Here is an 18377-nt window from a genome sequence, read left to right as displayed (position 1 = left end):
CCCGCCGCACCGCCCCTACCCGTTCCCGTCCCTTCGAGGCTCCGCATCTCAGCCAGTCCGGCGTTTGAGGACGAGGCCGTCCAGGCCGAACGGGGGTCTGGGGGCGGAGCCCCCAGAGATGGGACGGGTAGGGGCGGCGGGCGAGGAAACTCCGGGGCGTCTACGCCTCGGGCTCGTCGGAAGACGGCGGCCGCCCACGGCGGGGGATCGGCCCCGCCCCACCCGGCAGGCGGCCGGACTCCGCGAGAGCGCGACGCAGCAGGAACTCGATCTGCGCGTTGGCCGAACGCAGTTCGTCCCCCGCCCAGCGGGCGAGCGCTTCGTAGACGAGCGGGTCCAGCCGCAGCAGGACCTGCTTGCGCTGCTGCGGTCGGCGCCGAGGGGTCGAGCCCTCCGAGGGGTCCGTCACTGGTAGAGAGACCCCGTGTTCAGGACGGGCTGCGGCGCCCGGTCTCCGCACAGCACCACCAGCAGGTTCGACACCATGGCCGCCTTCCGTTCGGAGTCCAGCTCGACAATGTCCCGCTCGGCGATCCGGTCCAGTGCCGCCTCGACCATCCCCACCGCACCGTCCACGATCTGCCGCCGTGCCGCGACGACCGCCCCCGCCTGCTGGCGCTGGAGCATCGCGGAGGCTATCTCGGGAGCGTAGGCGAGATGCGTGAAGCGCGACTCGATGATCTGAACCCCGGCGGCCTCCACGCGCGCGTGCAGTTCGACGGCGAGCTTCTCGGTGATCTCCGCGGAGTTGCCGCGCAACGACAGATCGTCCTCGTCGTGCGCGTCATAGGGGTACTCGATCGCGATGTGCCGTACGGCCGCCTCGGTCTGGGTGGCGACGAACTCCAGGAAGTCGTCCACCTCGAAGACGGCCTGCGCGGTGTCCTCGACCTTCCAGACCACGACCGCGGCGAGCTCGATCGGGTTGCCGTACGCGTCGTTGGTCTTCAGGACCGCGGTCTCGTGGTTGCGCACCCGGGTCGAGATCTCCTCGCGGGAGGTGAAGGGGTTCACCCAGCGCAGCCCGTCCTGCCGGATCGTCCCCTTGTACCGCCCGAAGAGCTGGACGACCCGGGCCTCGCCCGGCGCCACGGTGTTCAGCCCGGACATCGCGACGAACGAGGCGAGGACGACCAGGATGCCGCCGCCGATCAGCGCGGCCTTGCCGCCGCCCGCGGTGAACGCCGCGGCGCTCGCGATGATCACGGCGCCGAGCAGCAGCCCGACCAGTGCGGACGCCAGTGCGAACCCGCCGCCGACGCTCTGCGCGGCGAACTCCCGCACGCGCGGGGCGGGCATCCGGGGCGCGTCGGCGGTGGGAGTGGAGTCGTCCATGGACATGGTGGGTCCCCCGTTTCGTACGGCATTGCTTGGATCGCTCGGGCTGCTCGGATCGCTCGCTTGTATCTATCTAAGTGATAACACTTTAGCTCGAGTCTTGTCCCGCATGGCAACCTTCCGCCGCTCTCGTACGTCGGTTCTGTTGAGGTGGGTGGGCATTGCGTGCTGATTGTCACGTCCGTAAAAGTGCGGATCGGCATGCCTTTGTCATAGGGCGTGGTGTTAGTTTGCTGAGCTGACCCGAGCGACGAACCTGTGTGACGCGCGAAAACGAACGCGACACGAGAACGCGTGAGAGAACGTGGCAGCACACGCGTACAAGAGAGCGCGACCCGAGAGCGAAGCGGAGCGGACGGAGCCATGGGACGAGCGGAAGAGAGACGAGCGCGGTCGCGTGGCGGCCGCCGCGCCACGACCATGCGCTCGTCGGGAACCAAGTCCGGCCGCAGTGGCATACGCCGGTTTCTCAACTGGAAGACGATCCTCGGCACGTTCTTGGGCTTCTGCCTGCTCGGCATGGGCGCCTTCATCGTGCTCTACCTGGTCGTGTCCGTGCCCGAGGGGAACGCGGCCGCCCAGTTGGAGAGCAACGTCTACAAGTACAGCGACGGCACCGTGCTCGCCCGCACCGGCGAGGTCAACCGTGAGGTCGTGGACCTGGCCAAGGTGCCCAAGGACGTCCAGCTGACCTTCGTCGCCGCCGAGAACAAGTCCTTCTACGAGGACGCCGGCGTCGACCTCAAGGGCACGGCCCGTGGTCTGATCAACACCCTGTCCGGCAAGGGCAAGCAGGGTGGTTCGACGATCACCCAGCAGTACGTCAAGAACTACTACCTGAGCCAGGACCAGACCGTCACGCGCAAGCTGAAGGAACTGGTCATCTCGCTGAAGGTGGACCGCCAGGAGTCCAAGGACTACATCCTCGCGGGCTACATCAACACCAGTTACTACGGCCAGGGCGCGTACGGCATCCAGGCCGCGGCACAGGCCTACTACGGCATCGACGCGAGCGAACTCAAGGTCGAGCAGGGCGCGTACCTCGCCTCGCTGCTCCAGGCGCCGAGCCAGTACGACTGGAACGTCGCCACCGACACCGGCAAGAGGCTGGTCACCGCCCGCTGGAACTACACCCTCGACAACATGGTCGAGGAGGGCTGGCTGGACTCCGCCAAGCGCCAGGCCATGACGTTCCCGACACCTATCGACGCCCAGGGCGCGCCCGGCAAGGAGGGCCAGACCGGCTACCTGGTCGACGAGGCCAACAACACCCTGGCCAGGCGGCTCGTCGTCCAGGGCGCGGCCGCCGACTTCGACGACGCCAAGGCGATCGTCGACGCGGGCGGCTGGACGATCACGCTCAACATCGACAGGAAGAAGCAGACGCAGCTGGAAGTCGCCGTCAAGACGAAGCTGACCAGCAAGCTGGACACCGAGAAGCGCCAGGTCGACGAGGATGTCGAGGCCGGAGCCGTGTCGGTCGACCCCAAGACCGGCAAGGTCGTGGCGATGTACGGCGGCGAGGACTACCTCAAGCACTTCGTCAACAACGCGACCCGCACCGACTACCAGCCCGCGTCGACCTTCAAGCCGCTGATCCTGGCGGCGGCCCTGGAGGAACAGGGCACCACGCAGGCCGGCGAGGAGATCACGCCGAGCACGGTCTACGACGGCACCAGCGGGCGCGCCATCGAGGGCAGCGACATCGCCTTCGCCCCGCCGAACGAGGACGACCAGGACTACGGCGACGTCACCGTCCAGACCGCGATGAACAAGTCCATCAACTCCGTCTTCGCGCAGATGGGCGTCGACGTGGGCATGGACGACGTGCTCAAGGTCGCGGGCGAGCTCGGCATGGACACCGAGGACCTGCAGGCGGTGCCCGCGCAGACCCTCGGCACCATGGGCGCGAGCCCGCTGCAGATGGCGGGCGTCTACGCCACCCTCGACAACCACGGCAAGAAGGTCACCCCGGCCCTGGTGGCCAAGGCCGAGCACAAGGACCAGTCGGTCGACTGGCCGAGCGCGATCGGCGATCAGGTCATCAGCGCCGAGGCGGCCGACACGGTCACCTCCGTGCTCACCGGCGTGGTCGACGACGGTACGGCCCAGGTCTCGGTGGCCCAGGCGGTCGACCGCAACGAGCAGCAGGTGGCGGGCAAGACGGGTACCTCCGACAACAACAAGTCGGCCTGGTTCACCGGCTACACGCCGAACCTGGTCACCTCGGTCGGTCTGTTCGGCGAGGTTCCCAAGGACCGCAAGACCTCGAGCGGCACGGTGGTCAAGCGGGGCACGCAGGTCTCCCTGAAGGGCACCGCGGGCGGCGGACGCGTCAACGGCGGTGGCTTCCCGGCCCAGATCTGGGCGGCGTACACCTTCAACGCGATGGGCAAGGTCACCGACTTCGACCTGGACACCACCCAGGGCGCGGCGATGGAGCCCACGCAGACGCCGACGTTCACACCGACGCAGAGCGAGACGCCGACGGAGACTCCGAGCTTCGAGGAAGAACCGACGAGCGAGCCGCCGACGAGCGAGGTTCCGACGACGCCGACGTCCGAGCCCGCGCCCACCGAGTCGGCCACGGAGTCGGCCACGCCGACGGAGACGCCGAGCGACGAGGACGGCGACGGAGACGGGGGCGGGGACGACGACCCGTTCGATCCGGACTCCCTGCAGCAGTAGGCACGCGAAAAGGAGGGCGTCCGGTGATCCACCGGGCGCCCTCCTCGCGCGTACTGCTCAGCCTCCGTTGAAGTGCGCGGCGATCCGGTCGCCGAGCTCCTTGTCGATGTTGCGCCAGTACTGCAGAGCGCGGTCGAGGACCGGGCCGGACACATCGGCCTTCAGATGGCCGCTGACGTTCGACACGAGCCGGTCGCGGGCCGCGTCGTCGAGGACCTTGCGGACCATCGTGCCCGGCTGGCCCCAGTCATCGTCCTCGGAGTGCAGCTTGGTCGCCTCGCGCACCAGCTCACCGGCGGTCTGCCAGCTCGCGGGGTCGCCGAACTGCCCGTAGTCGGCCGCGGGGCCGCCGTAGGAGTTGGGCGCGTACGGGCGGGCCGCGTTCGACGCCTCGTAGCGCATCGGGCCGTCCTTGGCGTACGAGTTCACCGCGGCGCGTGCCCGGTTGGGCGGCAGCTGCGCATAGTTCGGGCCGATCCGGTACCGGTGGGTGTCCGGGTACGAGAACAGCCGGCCGAGCAGCATCTTGTCCGGCGAGGGGCCGATGCCCGGCACCAGGTTCGACGGCTCGAAGGCGGCCTGCTCGATGTGGATGAAGTAGTCCTCGGGGTTCTCGTTGAGGGTCATCCGGCCGACGTCGATCAGCGGGTAGTCGCCGTGCGGCCAGACCTTGGTCAGGTCGAAGGGGTTGAAGCGGTAGTCGGCCGCGTCCTCGAACGGCATGATCTGGACCTTGAGGCTCCAGGTCGGCGCGTTCCCGGACTCGATCGACTCGTAGAGGTCCCGGCGGTGCAGATCCGCGTCCGTACCGGCCAGCTCGTCGGCCTCCGCCTGGGTGAGGAAATCGATGCCCTGGTCGGTCTTGAAGTGGTACTTCACCCAGAACCGCTCACCGGCGCCGTTGATCCACATGTAGGTGTGGGAGCCGTAGCCGTTCATGTTGCGGTACGTCTTCGGGATGCCGCGGTCGCCCATCAGCCAGGTCACCTGGTGCGCCGACTCGGGCGAGAGGGTCCAGAAGTCCCACTGCATGTCATTGCTGCGCAGCCCGGTGGCCGGGTGGCGCTTCTGCGAGCGGATGAAGTCCTGGAACTTGATCGTGTCGCGGACGAAGAAGACCGGGGTGTTGTTGCCCACCAGGTCGTAATTGCCGTGCTCGGTATAGAACTTGAGCGCGAAGCCGCGGGGGTCGCGCCAGGTGTCGGGCGAGCCCTGCTCGCCGGCGACGGTCGAGAAACGCGCCAGCATGTCCGTGCGCTTCCCGGGCTGGAAGACGACGGCCTTGGTGAACTGGCTGACGTCGTTGGTTACTTCGAAGAATCCGTACGCGCCACTGCCCTTGGCGTGCACCACCCGCTCGGGGACCCGCTCCCGGTTGAACTGGGCCATCTTCTCGATGAGGTAGTGGTCCTGGAGAAGGATCGGGCCGTCGGGGCCGACGGTCAGCGAGTGTTCGTCGCTCTCCACCGGAATTCCGACGTTGTTCGTGGTGTACGGAGCCTTCTGGGGTGCTGTCTGGGTCACTTGTCCTCCCTGGGCAGGTCCGGTCACTCGGACCGGTGAAATGGCGCCAAGGGGAACCTCCGTCCCCGCCAGGCGCGCTAGCGTCAGGGACACCGGGCCGGCCTCCCGCCATGGACGACGTCGGGCCGGGTGGCCTGTGCCACCCGGCCAGTCAACTCTCTCCACGCGACGTCGGCAACATTTGGACGGGGTCTAACTTCAGTTCAATTCTGAGAGTGCTCGCTGGTTCACCCTCGGTTCAACTCGAACCAGACCACCTTTCCGGTGCTCAGGCGCGTGGCTCCCCACCGTCTGGCCAGTTTGTTGACCAGGTAGAGCCCGCGTCCGTCCTCGTCCGTGGCCCGTGCCTGGCGCAGTCGCGGCAGCTGCGGCACGTCGTCGCCGACCTCACAGCGCAGGACATCCGTCCGCAGCAGCCGGAGCGTGACCGGGCGCGACGCATAGCGCACGGCATTGGTCACGACCTCGCTGACCAGCAGCTCGACGGAGTCGCTCATGTCCTCCATGCCCCAGCGGGACAGCGCCCGCCGGGCCCGGCCGGGGGCGGCGTCCTCCGGCTCCAGGAACCAGTACGCGACATCGCTCGGCGCGATCCCGTCGAAGCGGGCGGCGAGCAGCGCGATGTCGTCGTCCCGGTCGCCCGGGCCGAGCATGTCGAGCACCTCGTCGCACAGCGCTTCGAGCGGCGGCGGATGGTCGGGCCCGGTCAGCTGCGCGGTGGCGGCGATCTTCTCGCGCAGTTGCTCTATCCCGGTCCACACGTCACGCAGCCGCGACTCGACCAGCCCGTCCGTGTACAGCAGCAGCGTCGCCCCGGCCGGGGCGTCCAGCTCGACCGCCTCGAAATCCACCCCGCCCACGCCGATGGGGGCGCCCGGCGGCACCCGCAGCACCTCCGCCCGGCCGCCCAGGTGCAGCAGGACCGGCGGGGGATGGCCCGCGTTGGCGATGGTGATCCGGTGCGCGACCGGGTCGTAGACGGCGTACAGGCAGGTCGCCATGCGGTCGGTGCCCAGGCGCTGGGCCTGCTCGTCGAGGTGGTGCAGCACCTCCTGCGGCGGCAGGTCGAGCCCGGCGAGGGTCTGCGCGGTGGTGCGCAGCTGTCCCATGATCGCCGCCGATGTCATGGAGTGACCCATGACATCGCCCACGACGAGGGCGACACGGCTGCCGGGCAGCGGGATCGCGTCGTACCAGTCGCCGCCGACGCGCGCGGTCTCCGCGGCCGGCAGATAGCGGGACGCGAGGCGCACGCCCGTGGGCCGCGGCAGCGTCTCGGGCAGCATCGTGCGCTGGAGCTCGTCGGCGATGTACGCCTCGCGCCCGTACAGCACCGCCTTGTCGATGCCGAGCGCGCTGTGCGTGGCGAGCTGGGCCGCGACGAGCAGGTCGTCGGCCTCGAAGGCCATGCGCTCGGGGCGGCGCAGGAACAGCGCGGCCCCGATGACCCGCCTGCGGCCGCGCAGGGGCGCGAGGATCGCGCGCTGCCCGGTGGGCACGACAAGGTCGTCCCCGAGCAGCTCGGGCAGCGCGGCCCGGGCGGCGGGCGCGTCCGCGAAGACGGGCCGTACGCCGCGCAGCACCTCGGCGAGGGCGCCGCCGGGGCGCACCTCGCACCGCTCGGCCGTCATCGCCGACAGCTCATTGGGCTCGGGCCGCAGCGCGGGCATGAAGCCGTTCTCGGCGTCCCGCTCCTCGGGGATGCGGTCGGTGCGCCGCAGCCGCAGCACGAGAGGCCCGGTGGGCCGCTCGTCACCGACCGGCAGCGGATCGCGCAGATAGACCAGGATCGCGTCCGAGAAGGTCGGCACGGTGGCCCGGCACAGGCCCATCACGATCTCGTCCAGGTCGATACCGCGGGCGATCCGCCGGGTCGCGGCGCCCACGAAGCGCAGCCGGTCCCCGTCCCGCCGCATCGGCATCGGGCCGCCCTGCGGCAGTCCGTGCCCGGTGCGCCGGTCCTTGCCGCCCGAGTTCCCGGACGTCCGGTCCTGATCGGCCGACTGGGCCGGGATGCCCTCCGGAGCGGGACGCGGACGGTGCGGATCGGGCTCGGTGGCCGACGGCTGGGAGTGCTCGGGCCCGCGCTCGGGCGGCGGCGTGGGCGCGCCGGTGCCGGAGGGCGAGGGCGCGTCGGTACTGGCCGAGGCCTGGGTGCCGGCCGGTCCGTGCTTGCCGCGGGTGCCCGCGCTCGTGCCGGGTCCCGCCGGGGCGTCGCCGGAGCGGGCCTGCGCGGGTAACGCTCCCGGCGCATGCGCGGGCTCGGGGGTACGCAAGAGCGCCCCGCGGGGGTCCGCGGGGGTGATCGGCCGGCCGGCGTCGCTCTGGCGGCGCTCGTGCGGGGTGGGGTGCTCCGTCACGCGTGTCGAATCCATCCGTCCGGGGCTGCGCGCCGTGCGTGCAGTTCGTCCCGCAGCCCCGATACCCGGAATGTGTGCCCCAGGAACGGAATCTGCGTGTCGTCAGGACCGGGCCCGGCCGCCGCCGACGTGAACACCGTCGCCGCCTCGAACACCGAAGCGGACCGGTGCGGTCCGACCGGCCGTTCGCCGACCGTTCTGCCGTGGCCCTCGTACCCCTCGCTCACGTCCTGCCGCCCCTCGGTGACGTATGGTCAAGCCCAGCGCATGCTGCGGTAGTTGCTGCTGTGCGCCCTTGCGGAGGACGATCCTACGGTTGTACCACGGGGGCGCAGCAAGGGTCTCATGAGGACACGTGCGCGGGCGTACGGTCCCAGTCATCCGGCAGAGAAGGAACAGGCCAGGCGGGATCCGGGCGCCAGTGCTGCCAGCCGTCCGAGAACGGCGCTCCCCAACCGCGGATCACGTCCACCGCGGACCACCCCGCTTCCCTTACCCGCGCAGCCAGTTGAGCGTCCATCAGACCGGCCCGCTGTGCCTGCGCGAACTCGTCCTCATCCAGCCAGCGCCAACTCCGGTCCGGGTGCACCGAGATGTCCAGGAAGTGATCCTCGGAGTCGACCCCGTCCGACCAACGGGCCAGCGGCGCCTCAAGGTTCACGTACCAGTTCTTGAACCGCCACCCCGGTTCCCAGAACAGCCACACCGACCAGGGCGCGCCGGGCCGCGCCAGCTTCAGCACCCCGGTACCGAACCAGCGGCCGCGCTGCACCGTACGCGCCTTGGTGTAGCGCGACTCGAGGGGCTCCCCGTGCACCGGTGTGCCGTCGGCGAGCACCGGCTTCACACACTCCGTGCCCGGCGCCATCCACACCGCGAGCAGCTCCTCGTCGTCACGTACGACGGTCACGGGTCGGCAGATGTGGAAGCGCTCGCCGGCGTTCTCCCGGTACCGCCACAGGATGTGACTCCCGGGGGCCCAGCGCACCGTCGACCCGCCCGCTTCCACTCGCCTCACCGCTCCACCCTCTGTCATGACCAGATATTAGGTGTCACAGGCATACGACGCTGCGGCGCGCGTCACGGTTCACGCCGTGGGACGAATGACGTAACGGAGGTTTCATCCAAGGTCATCCTGGGAGGCGGACGCTGTTACGGATGCGTCATCCGCAGGACATCCAGCGCCTCGTCCAGTTGCTCCAGGGTGAGGTCGCCCCGCTCGACGTACCCGGACTCGAGGACGACCTGACGGATCGTCTTGCGCTCCGCCAGTGCCTTCTTGGCCACCTTGGCGGCCTCCTCGTACCCGATGTACTTGTTGAGCGGTGTCACGACCGACTGCGACGACTCGGCGTACTCGCGGGCGCGTTCGCGGTGCGCGACGATCCCGTCGACGGTGCGGTCGGCGAGCAGCCGTGAGACATGGGCGAGCAGCCGGATGGACTCGAGGACGTTCTTCGCGATGACGGGAAGCATGACGTTGAGCTCGAAGTTGCCGGCCGCCCCGGCGACCGCGACCGTCGCGTCGTTCCCCGTCACCTGGGCCGCGACCATCAGCACGGCCTCGGGAATGACCGGATTGACCTTGCCGGGCATGATCGAGGAGCCGGGCTGAAGGTCGGGCAGAGAGATCTCGGCGAGTCCGGTGCGCGGGCCCGAGGCCATCCACCGCAGGTCGTTCGCGATCTTCGTCAGCCCGACGGCGATGGTCCGCAGCTGCCCGCTCGTCTCCACGATCCCGTCGCGTGCGCCCTGCGCCTCGAAGTGGTCGCGGGCCTCGGTGAGCGGCAGCCCGGTGACCCGCGCCACCTCCGCGATGACGGCGGCGGAGAACCCCGGCGGCGTGTTGATCCCGGTGCCGACCGCGGTGCCGCCCAGCGGCAGCTCGGCCAGCCTCGGCAGGGAGGCCCGGAGCCGCTCGACGCCGTACCGCACCTGGGCGGCGTATCCGCCGAACTCCTGGCCCAGGGTCACGGGTGTGGCGTCCATCAGATGCGTCCGCCCCGACTTCACGACGTCGGCGAACTCCTCGGACTTGCGGGTCAGCGAGGAGGCCAGGTGTTCCAGCGCGGGGATGAGGTCGCGGGTGACGGCGGCGGTGGCGGCGATGTGGATGGACGACGGGAAGACGTCGTTGGACGACTGCGAGGCGTTGACGTGGTCGTTGGGGTGGACATCCCGGCCGAGCCGCTCGGTCGCGAGGGTGGCGATGACCTCGTTGGTGTTCATGTTGGACGAGGTCCCGGACCCCGTCTGGAACACGTCGACGGGGAAGTGCGCGTCCCACCGCCCCTCCGCGACCTCGGTGGCCGCTTCCTGGATCGCCTCGGCGATGTCCTTGTCGAGCACCCCCAGCCGGGCGTTGACCGTGGCGGCGGCGCCTTTGATCCTTGCGAGGGCCTCGATGTGGGCTCGCTCGATGCGTTGTCCGGAGATGGGGAAGTTCTCCACGGCCCGCTGCGTCTGCGCCCGCCACTTGGCGTCCGCGGGGACCCGGACCTCGCCCATGGAGTCGTGCTCGATGCGGTAGCTCTGGTCGCCGTCGTCTGCAGTCGTCGTCATCGTTGTCGTACCTCCAGGGGGAAGAGCGCGTGGCCTGGTGGGCCTATTCCCCTCTCAGGATCGCGTCTGCGGGCTCAGCGCGCACGGCTCGGCTCACCGGTTCGACTGTCAGCCCCCGCAGGGTGGGGCGGCGAGGTCCCCCAGGCGGATCTGGCCGATGGCGTTCCCGCTCGCGAGCGGGGTGCCGTCGGGGGAGAACCCGACGCGGTACGTGAGAACGCGGCCCCGCCACTTGATCAGTGCGCGGGGCCGCGTAGGTGGGTCCGTCCGTGACGTTCCCGGGGGTTACGCCAGTCCCGGCCCCCGCACCGGAATCGATGTGAACGTCGGGGCCGGAGCGGGGTCCTTGAAGAAGTCGTTGCCCTTGTCGTCGACCACGATGAACGCCGGGAAGTCCTCGACCTCGATCTTCCAGACGGCCTCCATGCCGAGCTCCTCGTACTCGACGACCTCGACCTTCTTGATGCAGTCCTGGGCGAGACGCGCGGCGGGCCCGCCGATGGAGCCGAGGTAGAAGCCGCCGTGCGCGTCACACGCGTCGGTGACCTGCGCCGACCGGTTGCCCTTGGCCAGCATCACCTTGGAGCCGCCCGCCGCCTGGAACTGCTCGACGTAGGAGTCCATGCGCCCGGCGGTGGTGGGACCGAAGGAGCCGGACGCATAGCCCTCGGGCGTCTTCGCGGGACCGGCGTAGTACACCGGGTGGTCCTTCAGGTACTGCGGCATCTCCTCGCCCGCGTCGAGCCGCTCCTTGATCTTGGCGTGTGCGATGTCACGCGCCACGACGAGCGGACCGGAGAGCGAGAGCCGGGTCTTCACCGGGTACTTGGTGAGCTCGGCGAGGATGTCGTCCATCGGCTGGTTGAGGTCGATCTTCACGACGTCACCGTCGGACTCGAGGTGCTCGTCGGTCGTCTCCGGGAGGAAACGGGCAGGGTCCGTCTCCAGCTGCTCCAGGAAGACACCCTCCGCCGTGATCTTCGCGACGGCCTGGCGGTCGGCGGAGCAGGACACGGCGATGGCGACGGGGCAGGACGCGCCGTGGCGGGGGAGGCGCACGACCCGTACGTCGTGGCAGAAGTACTTGCCACCGAACTGCGCACCGATCCCGATCTTCTGCGTCAGCTCGAAGACCTTCTGCTCCAGGTCCTTGTCCCGGAACCCGTGGCCGAGTTCCGAGCCCTCGGCCGGGATCTCGTCCAGGTAGTGCGCGGAGGCGTACTTCGCGGTCTTCAGGGCGTACTCGGCGCTCGTACCGCCGACGACGATCGCCAGGTGGTACGGCGGGCAGGCGGCCGTGCCCAGCGAACGGATCTTCTCCTCCAGGAACTTCATCATGGAGGACTCGTTCAGGACGGCCTTCGTCTCCTGGTAGAGGAACGACTTGTTGGCCGAGCCGCCGCCCTTCGCCATGAAGAGGAACTTGTAGGCGCCGCCGTCGGTCGCGTACAGCTCGATCTGGGCCGGGAGGTTCGAGCCGGTGTTCTTCTCCTCCCACATGGTGAGCGGAGCCATCTGCGAGTAGCGCAGGTTCAGGTTCAGGTACGCGTCGTAGATACCGCGCGAGAGGGCGGCCTCGTCGCCGCCCTCGGTCAGCACGTTCTGCCCGCGCTTGCCCATGACGATCGCCGTGCCGGTGTCCTGGCACATGGGGAGCACGCCCGCGGCCGCGATGTTCGCGTTCTTCAGCAGGTCGAGCGCCACGAACTTGTCGTTGTTCGACGCCTCGGGGTCGTCGATGATGCGGCGCAGCTGGGCCAGGTGCGCGGGCCGCAGGTAGTGCTGGATGTCGTGGATGGCCTCCGCGGCGAGTTTGCGCAGCGCCTCTGGCTCGACCTTGAGGAACGTGCGCCCGTCGGCCTCGAAGGTGGAGACACCCTCGGAGGTCACCAGCCGGTACGGGGTGGTGTCCTCTCCCTGGGGGAGCAGATCGGTGTACGCGAACTCAGGCATCTTCGCCCATTCCTCACTCGGCTTTTTGTGGCTCGGTTCGCCTCCGGGGCGCGCCCCTTCGGCTCACTCGCCGGAGGCTGGCCTACATCGGCAGGCGTTCACCAGCGTAGAACCTGGCTCGGACAGTGAGCTTGTGAGGTAAGGCTCAGTTGGTTGTCCGATAGTCGCCCGGACCCCTAGTCGCGATCTATCGCGTTTGGGTACGCTACTGCCGTGGACCTTCAGAAGCGCACCGAAACCCGCGCCGCCGACGCCGAGCCGCGTGTCTCCGACGAGCTGCGCGCCTCCGACGCCGACCGCGACCGGATCGCCGACATCCTGCGCGAGGCCCTCGCCGAGGGGCGCCTCACCGCCGACGAGCACGCCGAGCGGGTCGAGGGGGTGCTCACCACGAAGACGGTGGGCGAGCTCAACCGCTTCGTCCGGGACCTGCCCGCAGCGCACCAGGGCCGCGAGACCCCCGCGTACACGACCGCGCCCAACCGCCCCCCGGTGGGCGCGATCCCGGCGGTGGCCGACGAGAACGTGGTGGCGGTGTTCAGCAGCGCGATGCGCAAGGGCCGCTGGCGCGCCGGGCGCCGCATCCACGCGTACGCCGTCTTCGGCAGCGTCGAGATAGACCTCAGCGAGGCGATCTTCGAGTACCAGCAGGTCGTGATCAAGGCGATCTCGGTCTTCGGCAATGTCGAGATCCGCGTCCCGGAGAATGTGTCGCTGCGCAGCAGCGGCGGCGGAATCCTCGGCAACTTCGAGACGGACACGCTGGATTCGGGCGACCCCGACGCACCCGTGGTCTATGTCGACGGCCTGGCGATCCTGGGGAACGTCGAGGCGAGGGCCAAGCGCGGCAAGCTGGTCGTGGACATCCTCGACCGCGCGATGGACAAGGTGGACAGGAGTTTGCGCAAACACCTGGACCGTTGACGGATGTGAACCGGGTGGCGCCCGGGGGGTAGTGGTGCGGTCGTAGGCGCCCCCTGGTGAACCGGAGACTCCGCGCTTCGGAACGCAGTGCATAGGCGCGCGCACAGCGGGTAGGGCTTGCTGCATCGTCTCTTGGAGGGCGCTGTGGGACTTCCCGTGGTGCCCGGCACGCTCGCGAAGCCGTCGTCAGGAGTAGACCGTGCTGCAACCGCCGCATCAGTCCCTGCAGGTAGCTGCCGTTCCGGCCCAGCGGGCGCCAGTGCGGGACAGGGATCAGGAAGCCCCGTGGCACACGGAGGCCGTGTGCCGACGTGATGAGGCAGGCCTGTTCTTCGCGCCCTCCAAGGAGCCCACCGCGGCCCGGCTGTCCCGAGAAGAAGCCGCGAAGCGGGTCTGCGCGCGCTGTCCCGTGATGGTCGAGTGCCGCGAACACGCACTGCTGCAACCCGAGCCGTACGGCGTGTGGGGCGGCCTCACCGCCGCCGAGCGCCGTGTCGTGCTCGCCCGGCGCCGCCGCCGCGATCTCGAACTCAAGAAGGCCGCCCGCTCGACGGGCACGATAGCGGCAGCCGGCTGACCCCACGCCCGGAAAAAGGGGCGACCCCTCCGCACAGGGGCCGCCCCTTATCCGTTCCTTCGCTGCGACGTGTGAGGCTCCGCCGCGCGGGCGCGCCCGTCAGAGGCGCGGGGCTGTGACGTGTGCGGCTCCGCCGCGTGGACGCGACCAGCCACAACGAACCCGCAGTGGCCCCCGATCCGCAGCCCCCGCACAACCGGCGGAGCTACTTCGCCCGGTCGAAGTCGATCGCGCTGTACGCCCGCAGCTTGCTCAGCCGATGCTCGGACATGATCTGCCGAACCGTGCCGGACTTCGAGCGCATGACGATCGACTCGGTCGTCGCGACCTCGGCGCGATAACGCACCCCGCGCAGCAGCTCGCCGTCCGTGATGCCGGTCGCGACGAAGAAGACGTTCTCGCCGGAGACCAGGTCGTGGGTGGACAGGACACGGTCGAGGTCGTGGCCCGCGTCGAGCGCGCGCTGCCGCTCCTCGTCGTCCTTGGGCCACAGCTTGCCCTGGATCGTGCCGCCCAGGCACTTCACGGCGCAGGCCGAGATGATGCCCTCGGGCGTACCGCCGATGCCGAGCAGCAGGTCGATGCCCGTGCCCTCGCGCAGCGCGAGGATCGAGCCCGCGACATCGCCGTCGGAGATCAGCTTGATCCGGGCGCCGGTCTCGCGGATCTCCTTGATGATGCCGTCGTGGCGCGGCCGGTCGAGGATGACGACGGTCACGTCCTCGGGCGTGGCGCGCTTGGCCTTGGCGACCCGGCGGATGTTCACCGACACGGGCGCGTTGATGTCGACGAAGTCGGCGGCCTCCGGGCCGGTGACCAGCTTGTCCATGTAGAAGACCGCGGACGGGTCGAACATGGTGCCGCGGTCGGCGGCGGCCAGTACGGCGATCGCGTTGCTCATGCCCTTGGCGGTCAGCGTGGTCCCGTCGATCGGGTCGACGGCGATGTCGCACTCGGGACCGGTCCCGTCGCCGACGCGCTCTCCGTTGAAGAGCATCGGGGCCTCGTCCTTCTCACCCTCACCGATGACGACGACGCCGTTCATCGAGACGGTGGAGACGAGGGTTCGCATGGCCCGGACGGCGGCGCCGTCGGCGCCGTTCTTGTCGCCGCGGCCGACCCAGCGGCCCGCGGCCATGGCGGCGGCCTCGGTGACGCGGACCAGTTCCAGGGCGAGATTTCGGTCGGGGGCCTCGGAAGGGACCTCGAGTTCGGACGGCAGCTGATGATTCTCGGTCATCGAGACGCACCTTTCTGATACGACGACGGCCGGATGAGGGTGTTCCTCGACTCTATCCCCAGGCCGACAAAATGAGCAGGGGGCCCCACGGATGAGCAGGCCAGGGCACCTGCGAGGATGGGAGGGTGGCAGGTACGACAGGCAAGCAGAAGACGGTCCGGGACATGCTCCTCTCCCTGGGCCTGATCAGTCTCATGGCGGGCATCATCTACATCTTCATCCCCCATGACGACTCCGAGCCTCCTCTCAAGCGCGTCGACTACCGTGTCGAGCTGCTCACGGCGCGTCGCGCGGCGGCGTATCCCGTGGCGGCACCCCAGGGGCTGCCCACGACGTGGAAGGCGACGTCGGTGCGGTACGACGGCTCGGAGTTCGACGCCTGGCATCTGGGCTTCCGCGCCCCCGACGGTCAGTACGTCGCGGTCGAGCAGTCGACTCAGAAGCCGACCGCCTTCATCGACTCGGCCAGCCAGGGCGCCGACGAGACGAAGGCCACCCAGCAGATCGGCGACCGGACGTGGCAGCGGTACGAGGGCGACAAGTACGACGCCCTCGTCCTGAAGGACAAGGGCTCCACGACGGTGGTGACCGGCACGGCGTCGTTCGGGCAGTTGACGAAGATGGCCGAGGCGCTGAAGACGTCGTGAGTCTTCGGCAGGTATGAGAGAAGGGCCCTTGGCGATCGGTGGATCGCCAGGGGCCCTTCTCGTGCGTACGCGGGGGTGCGTACGCGGGGGTGCGTACGCGGGGATCAGACGGTCGTGATGACCTGGTCGAACTCCAGACGCGGGGAGCGCGGGAACCAGGCGTCCTCGCCCGGCTTGCCGATGTTGATGACCATCAGCGGGGTGTGGTCGTCGTCCAGGAACTCCTTCTGGACGCCGGCGAAGTCGACGCCGGTCATCGGGCCGGCGGCGAGGCCGGCGGCACGGATGCCGATGATGAAGTACGCGGCCTGCAGCGCGGCGTTCAGGGAAGCGGCGCCCTCGCGGGCCGGGCGCTCGGCGAAGAAGACGTCCTTGGCCTGCGGGAAGGCGGGGAAGAGGGTCGGCAGCTCCTCGTGGAACTCGTTGTCCGCGGAGAGGATCGCGACCAGCGGGGCCGTGGCGGTCTTGGGCTGGTTGCCCTCGGCCATGTGCTGCACGAGGCGCTCGCGGGCCTCGGCGGAGCGGACCAGGGTGATGCGCAGCGGCGACTGGTTGAACGCGGTCGGGCCGTACTTGACCAGGTCGTAGATCGCCTGCACCTGCTCCTCGGTCACCGGCTCGTCGGTGAACGTGTTCGCCGTGCGGGCCTCGCGGAACAGCAGGTCCTGGGCGGCGGGGTCAAGGACGAGAGACATGAAAGTACCTTCTTGGGAAGTGCGGTGGATCCGGGGGATCGGCTGGCAAGGACGACAGTACGACAGCGAGGTTTAATGTTCAACCAAAACCGGACGACGTGATTCGCTTCACAGGGACGGGGAATGGACGAAGCCGCCGGTGCTGTGGGCAGCAGTCCGGCGGCGGAGTGTCATCAGAGGCAGAGGCAGAGGCAGAGGCGGGGCAGGGGGCCGAGGTCGAGGTTTGGGCCGGGCCTCACTCGGAGTCGGCGTCCTCCTCGTCCGACTCCTCCTCGGCCAGTGCCGCGTCCAGCCGCGCCCGCGCGCCCTCCAGCCAGCGCCGGCACACCTTCGCCAGCTCCTCGCCCCGCTCCCAGAGCGCCAGGGACTCCTCGAGGGTCGTGCCGCCCGCCTCCAGCCGGCGTACCACCTCGATCAGTTCGTCCCGCGCCTGCTCGTACCCGAGCGCCTCGTCCACCTTGCTGGTCATGCGCCCACCCTATGCATCGACTCGTACTGTCCTGTGTCGTCCCGGGGCAGCCCCCGGATCCCCGGCCGGATCCCGAAGCCGGGCCCGCGGGGCCGATCAGTCGGCCCGGACCACCGTGAACTCACCCTCGGCGACGCGCGCCCGCAGCGACTCGCCCTGCGCCACCTCGTCCGGGCCCCGGACCACATGCCCATCGGTCTTCTGCAGCACCGCGTAACCCCGCTGAAGTGTTGCGGCGGGGGAGAGGGCCACCACGCGCGCGTGGGTGTGTGTCAGCTCGGAGTCGGCGCGGTCGAGGAGGTGCCCGAGCGTGCGACGGCCGCGGTCCAGCAGCGACGCGACCTGGTCCGCGCGCTCGTCCACCATCCGATGCGGATCCTCTATCGAGGGGCGGGCCAGCGCATGCGCGAGCCCGCGCTCCTCGCGCTCGACGAACGCCCGGACGCTGCGTCGCGCGCGGTCCCGCAGGAGTCGCACCCGCTCGTACTCCTCGCCGACGTCCGGTACGACCTTCTTGGCGGCGTCGGTCGGCGTGGACGCGCGCAGATCGGCCACGAAGTCCAGCAGCGGGTTGTCCGGTTCGTGCCCGATGGCCGACACGACGGGCGTACGACACGCCGCCACGGCCCGTACGAGCTGCTCGTCCGAGAACGGCAGCAGGTCCTCCACGCTACCGCCGCCGCGCGCCACGATGATCACGTCCACGTCGTCGAGCGCGTCCAGCTCCTTCACGGCCTGCGCGACCTGGGGCACCGCGTGCACGCCCTGCACCGGGACATTGCGCACCTCGAAGCGGACGGCGGGCCAGCGGTGCCGAGCGTTCTCCAGCACATCCCGCTCGGCCGCGGACGCCCGCCCGCACACCAGCCCGATGAGCTGTGGCAGGAAGGGCAGCGCCTTCTTGCGCTCGGGCGCGAACAGCCCCTCGCTCGCCAGGGACTTCTTCAACTGCTCCAGGCGGGCGAGCAGTTCGCCCACGCCCACCGGCTTGATCTCGGTGGCCCGCAGCGACAGCTGCCCCCGCGGCGCATACCACTCGGGCTTCGCGAGGACGACGACACGAGCCCCCTCGCTCACCACGTCCGCCACGGCTTCGAACACCTGCCGGAAGCAGGTGACGCTCACGGAGATGTCGTACGACGGATCGCGCAGCGTCAGGAAGACGACGCCCGCGCCCGGACGCCGCGACAACTGGGTGATCTGTCCCTCGACCCACACCGCGCCGAGCCGGTCGATCCACCCCCCGATGAGCCGCGACACCTCGCCGACGGGCAGCGGGGCGTCCGCGGACGTGTTGAGAGCCATGCGCCCGAGAGTAGTGGCCGCCACTGACAATGCCCGCACCCCGTAACAGGCGGTTGGCTGCGGATCACGGCAGTCCGGCCTCGCGCGCCGGAACG

The 18377-nt window shown here is 69.6% G+C and carries 16 protein-coding genes; 4 read left to right on the top strand and 12 right to left on the bottom strand.

Features of this window, described 5'->3' with window-relative positions:
• Positions 1-160: 160 nt before the first annotated feature.
• Both AB0D57_RS11395 and AB0D57_RS11390 read right to left on the bottom strand, forming a co-directional pair.
• Entirely contained in the window at positions 161-409 is a 249-nt protein-coding gene (locus tag AB0D57_RS11395; protein ID WP_362070390.1) for a hypothetical protein, read from the bottom strand.
• Positions 406-1341: an SPFH domain-containing protein gene (locus AB0D57_RS11390; RefSeq protein WP_362070388.1), complete on the bottom strand. Its 936-nt coding sequence runs from the start codon at positions 1339-1341 to the stop codon at positions 406-408. The genes AB0D57_RS11395 and AB0D57_RS11390 overlap by 4 nt, the downstream gene beginning before the upstream one ends.
• 360 nt (positions 1342-1701) lie before the next feature.
• Here AB0D57_RS11390 and AB0D57_RS11385 point away from each other — a divergent pair, with 360 nt between their 5' ends.
• Complete coding sequence (locus AB0D57_RS11385) at positions 1702-4026, top strand: transglycosylase domain-containing protein (RefSeq protein ID WP_362070386.1); 2325 nt, start codon at positions 1702-1704, stop codon at positions 4024-4026.
• A gap of 57 nt (positions 4027-4083) precedes the next feature.
• Here AB0D57_RS11385 and AB0D57_RS11380 read toward each other — a convergent pair whose 3' ends face one another.
• The 6 genes from AB0D57_RS11380 to AB0D57_RS11355 all read right to left on the bottom strand — a co-directional run bounded on the left by AB0D57_RS11380 (position 4084) and on the right by AB0D57_RS11355 (position 12425).
• Complete coding sequence (locus tag AB0D57_RS11380; RefSeq protein ID WP_362070384.1) at positions 4084-5550, bottom strand: catalase; 1467 nt, start codon at positions 5548-5550, stop codon at positions 4084-4086.
• A gap of 227 nt (positions 5551-5777) precedes the next feature.
• Positions 5778-7925 (bottom strand): SpoIIE family protein phosphatase, encoded by a 2148-nt coding sequence (locus AB0D57_RS11375; protein ID WP_362070382.1) that lies wholly within the window; start codon positions 7923-7925, stop codon positions 5778-5780.
• Positions 7907-8137, bottom strand: coding sequence for a hypothetical protein (locus tag AB0D57_RS11370; RefSeq protein ID WP_362070380.1), 231 nt, complete (start codon positions 8135-8137; stop codon positions 7907-7909). Before AB0D57_RS11370 ends, AB0D57_RS11375 begins: the two co-directional genes overlap by 19 nt.
• Before the next feature lie 116 nt (positions 8138-8253).
• Complete coding sequence (locus AB0D57_RS11365) at positions 8254-8946, bottom strand: DUF402 domain-containing protein (RefSeq protein WP_362070378.1); 693 nt, start codon at positions 8944-8946, stop codon at positions 8254-8256.
• A gap of 116 nt (positions 8947-9062) precedes the next feature.
• Positions 9063-10472, bottom strand: a complete 1410-nt coding sequence (locus AB0D57_RS11360) for a class II fumarate hydratase (protein ID WP_362070375.1) — start codon at positions 10470-10472, stop codon at positions 9063-9065.
• 285 nt (positions 10473-10757) lie between these two features.
• Complete coding sequence (locus AB0D57_RS11355; RefSeq protein WP_362070372.1) at positions 10758-12425, bottom strand: fumarate hydratase; 1668 nt, start codon at positions 12423-12425, stop codon at positions 10758-10760.
• A 213-nt stretch (positions 12426-12638) separates the two neighbouring features.
• On the opposite strand from AB0D57_RS11355, the gene AB0D57_RS11350 reads away from it, so the two are divergent.
• Entirely contained in the window at positions 12639-13349 is a 711-nt protein-coding gene (locus AB0D57_RS11350) for a DUF1707 domain-containing protein (RefSeq protein WP_362070369.1), read from the top strand.
• 199 nt (positions 13350-13548) lie between these two features.
• A complete protein-coding gene (locus AB0D57_RS11345; protein ID WP_362070366.1) occupies positions 13549-13926 on the top strand; it encodes a WhiB family transcriptional regulator in 378 nt (125 codons plus the stop codon).
• A 205-nt stretch (positions 13927-14131) separates the two neighbouring features.
• Here the strand turns inward: AB0D57_RS11345 and glpX are convergent, their stop codons facing one another.
• Positions 14132-15166, bottom strand: coding sequence for a class II fructose-bisphosphatase (gene glpX, locus AB0D57_RS11340; RefSeq protein ID WP_362070363.1), 1035 nt, complete (start codon positions 15164-15166; stop codon positions 14132-14134).
• A gap of 125 nt (positions 15167-15291) precedes the next feature.
• Between glpX and AB0D57_RS11335 the strand changes: the two genes are divergently transcribed.
• A complete protein-coding gene (locus tag AB0D57_RS11335) occupies positions 15292-15813 on the top strand; it encodes a DUF4245 domain-containing protein (RefSeq protein WP_362070360.1) in 522 nt (173 codons plus the stop codon).
• Between the two features lie 104 nt (positions 15814-15917).
• Here AB0D57_RS11335 and AB0D57_RS11330 read toward each other — a convergent pair whose 3' ends face one another.
• The 3 genes from AB0D57_RS11330 to xseA form a co-directional block, all read right to left on the bottom strand.
• A complete protein-coding gene (locus tag AB0D57_RS11330; protein ID WP_362070357.1) occupies positions 15918-16508 on the bottom strand; it encodes a malonic semialdehyde reductase in 591 nt (196 codons plus the stop codon).
• 235 nt (positions 16509-16743) lie between these two features.
• On the bottom strand, positions 16744-16977 hold the full coding sequence (locus AB0D57_RS11325) for an exodeoxyribonuclease VII small subunit (RefSeq protein WP_362070354.1): 234 nt from the start codon (positions 16975-16977) through the stop codon (positions 16744-16746).
• 96 nt (positions 16978-17073) lie between these two features.
• Positions 17074-18282 carry an exodeoxyribonuclease VII large subunit gene (gene xseA / locus AB0D57_RS11320; protein WP_362070351.1) on the bottom strand — a complete coding sequence of 403 codons (1209 nt, stop codon included), beginning with the start codon at positions 18280-18282 and terminating at the stop codon, positions 17074-17076.
• Positions 18283-18377 lie beyond the last annotated feature (95 nt).

The organism is Streptomyces sp. NPDC048275, from assembly GCF_040652275.1.
Classification (GTDB): Bacteria; Actinomycetota; Actinomycetes; order Streptomycetales; family Streptomycetaceae; genus Streptomyces.
Note: the sequence above shows the minus strand (reverse complement) of the source record. Positions and strands in the feature narration are given on the sequence as shown.

What these genes read in the sequence shown, in the direction of transcription:
- AB0D57_RS11365 (WP_362070378.1), bottom strand. Translation starts at nt 8,946, where the DNA reads ATGACAGAGGGTGGAGCGGTGAGGCGAGTGGAAGCGGGCGGGTCGACG.
- AB0D57_RS11390 (WP_362070388.1), bottom strand. Translation starts at nt 1,341, where the DNA reads ATGTCCATGGACGACTCCACTCCCACCGCCGACGCGCCCCGGATGCCC.
- AB0D57_RS11325 (WP_362070354.1), bottom strand. Translation starts at nt 16,977, where the DNA reads ATGACCAGCAAGGTGGACGAGGCGCTCGGGTACGAGCAGGCGCGGGAC.
- AB0D57_RS11330 (WP_362070357.1), bottom strand. Translation starts at nt 16,508, where the DNA reads ATGTCTCTCGTCCTTGACCCCGCCGCCCAGGACCTGCTGTTCCGCGAG.
- glpX (WP_362070363.1), bottom strand. Translation starts at nt 15,166, where the DNA reads ATGACCGAGAATCATCAGCTGCCGTCCGAACTCGAGGTCCCTTCCGAG.
- xseA (WP_362070351.1), bottom strand. Translation starts at nt 18,282, where the DNA reads ATGGCTCTCAACACGTCCGCGGACGCCCCGCTGCCCGTCGGCGAGGTG.
- AB0D57_RS11360 (WP_362070375.1), bottom strand. Translation starts at nt 10,472, where the DNA reads ATGACGACGACTGCAGACGACGGCGACCAGAGCTACCGCATCGAGCAC.
- AB0D57_RS11355 (WP_362070372.1), bottom strand. Translation starts at nt 12,425, where the DNA reads ATGCCTGAGTTCGCGTACACCGATCTGCTCCCCCAGGGAGAGGACACC.
- AB0D57_RS11375 (WP_362070382.1), bottom strand. Translation starts at nt 7,925, where the DNA reads ATGGATTCGACACGCGTGACGGAGCACCCCACCCCGCACGAGCGCCGC.
- AB0D57_RS11385 (WP_362070386.1), top strand. Translation starts at nt 1,702, where the DNA reads ATGGGACGAGCGGAAGAGAGACGAGCGCGGTCGCGTGGCGGCCGCCGC.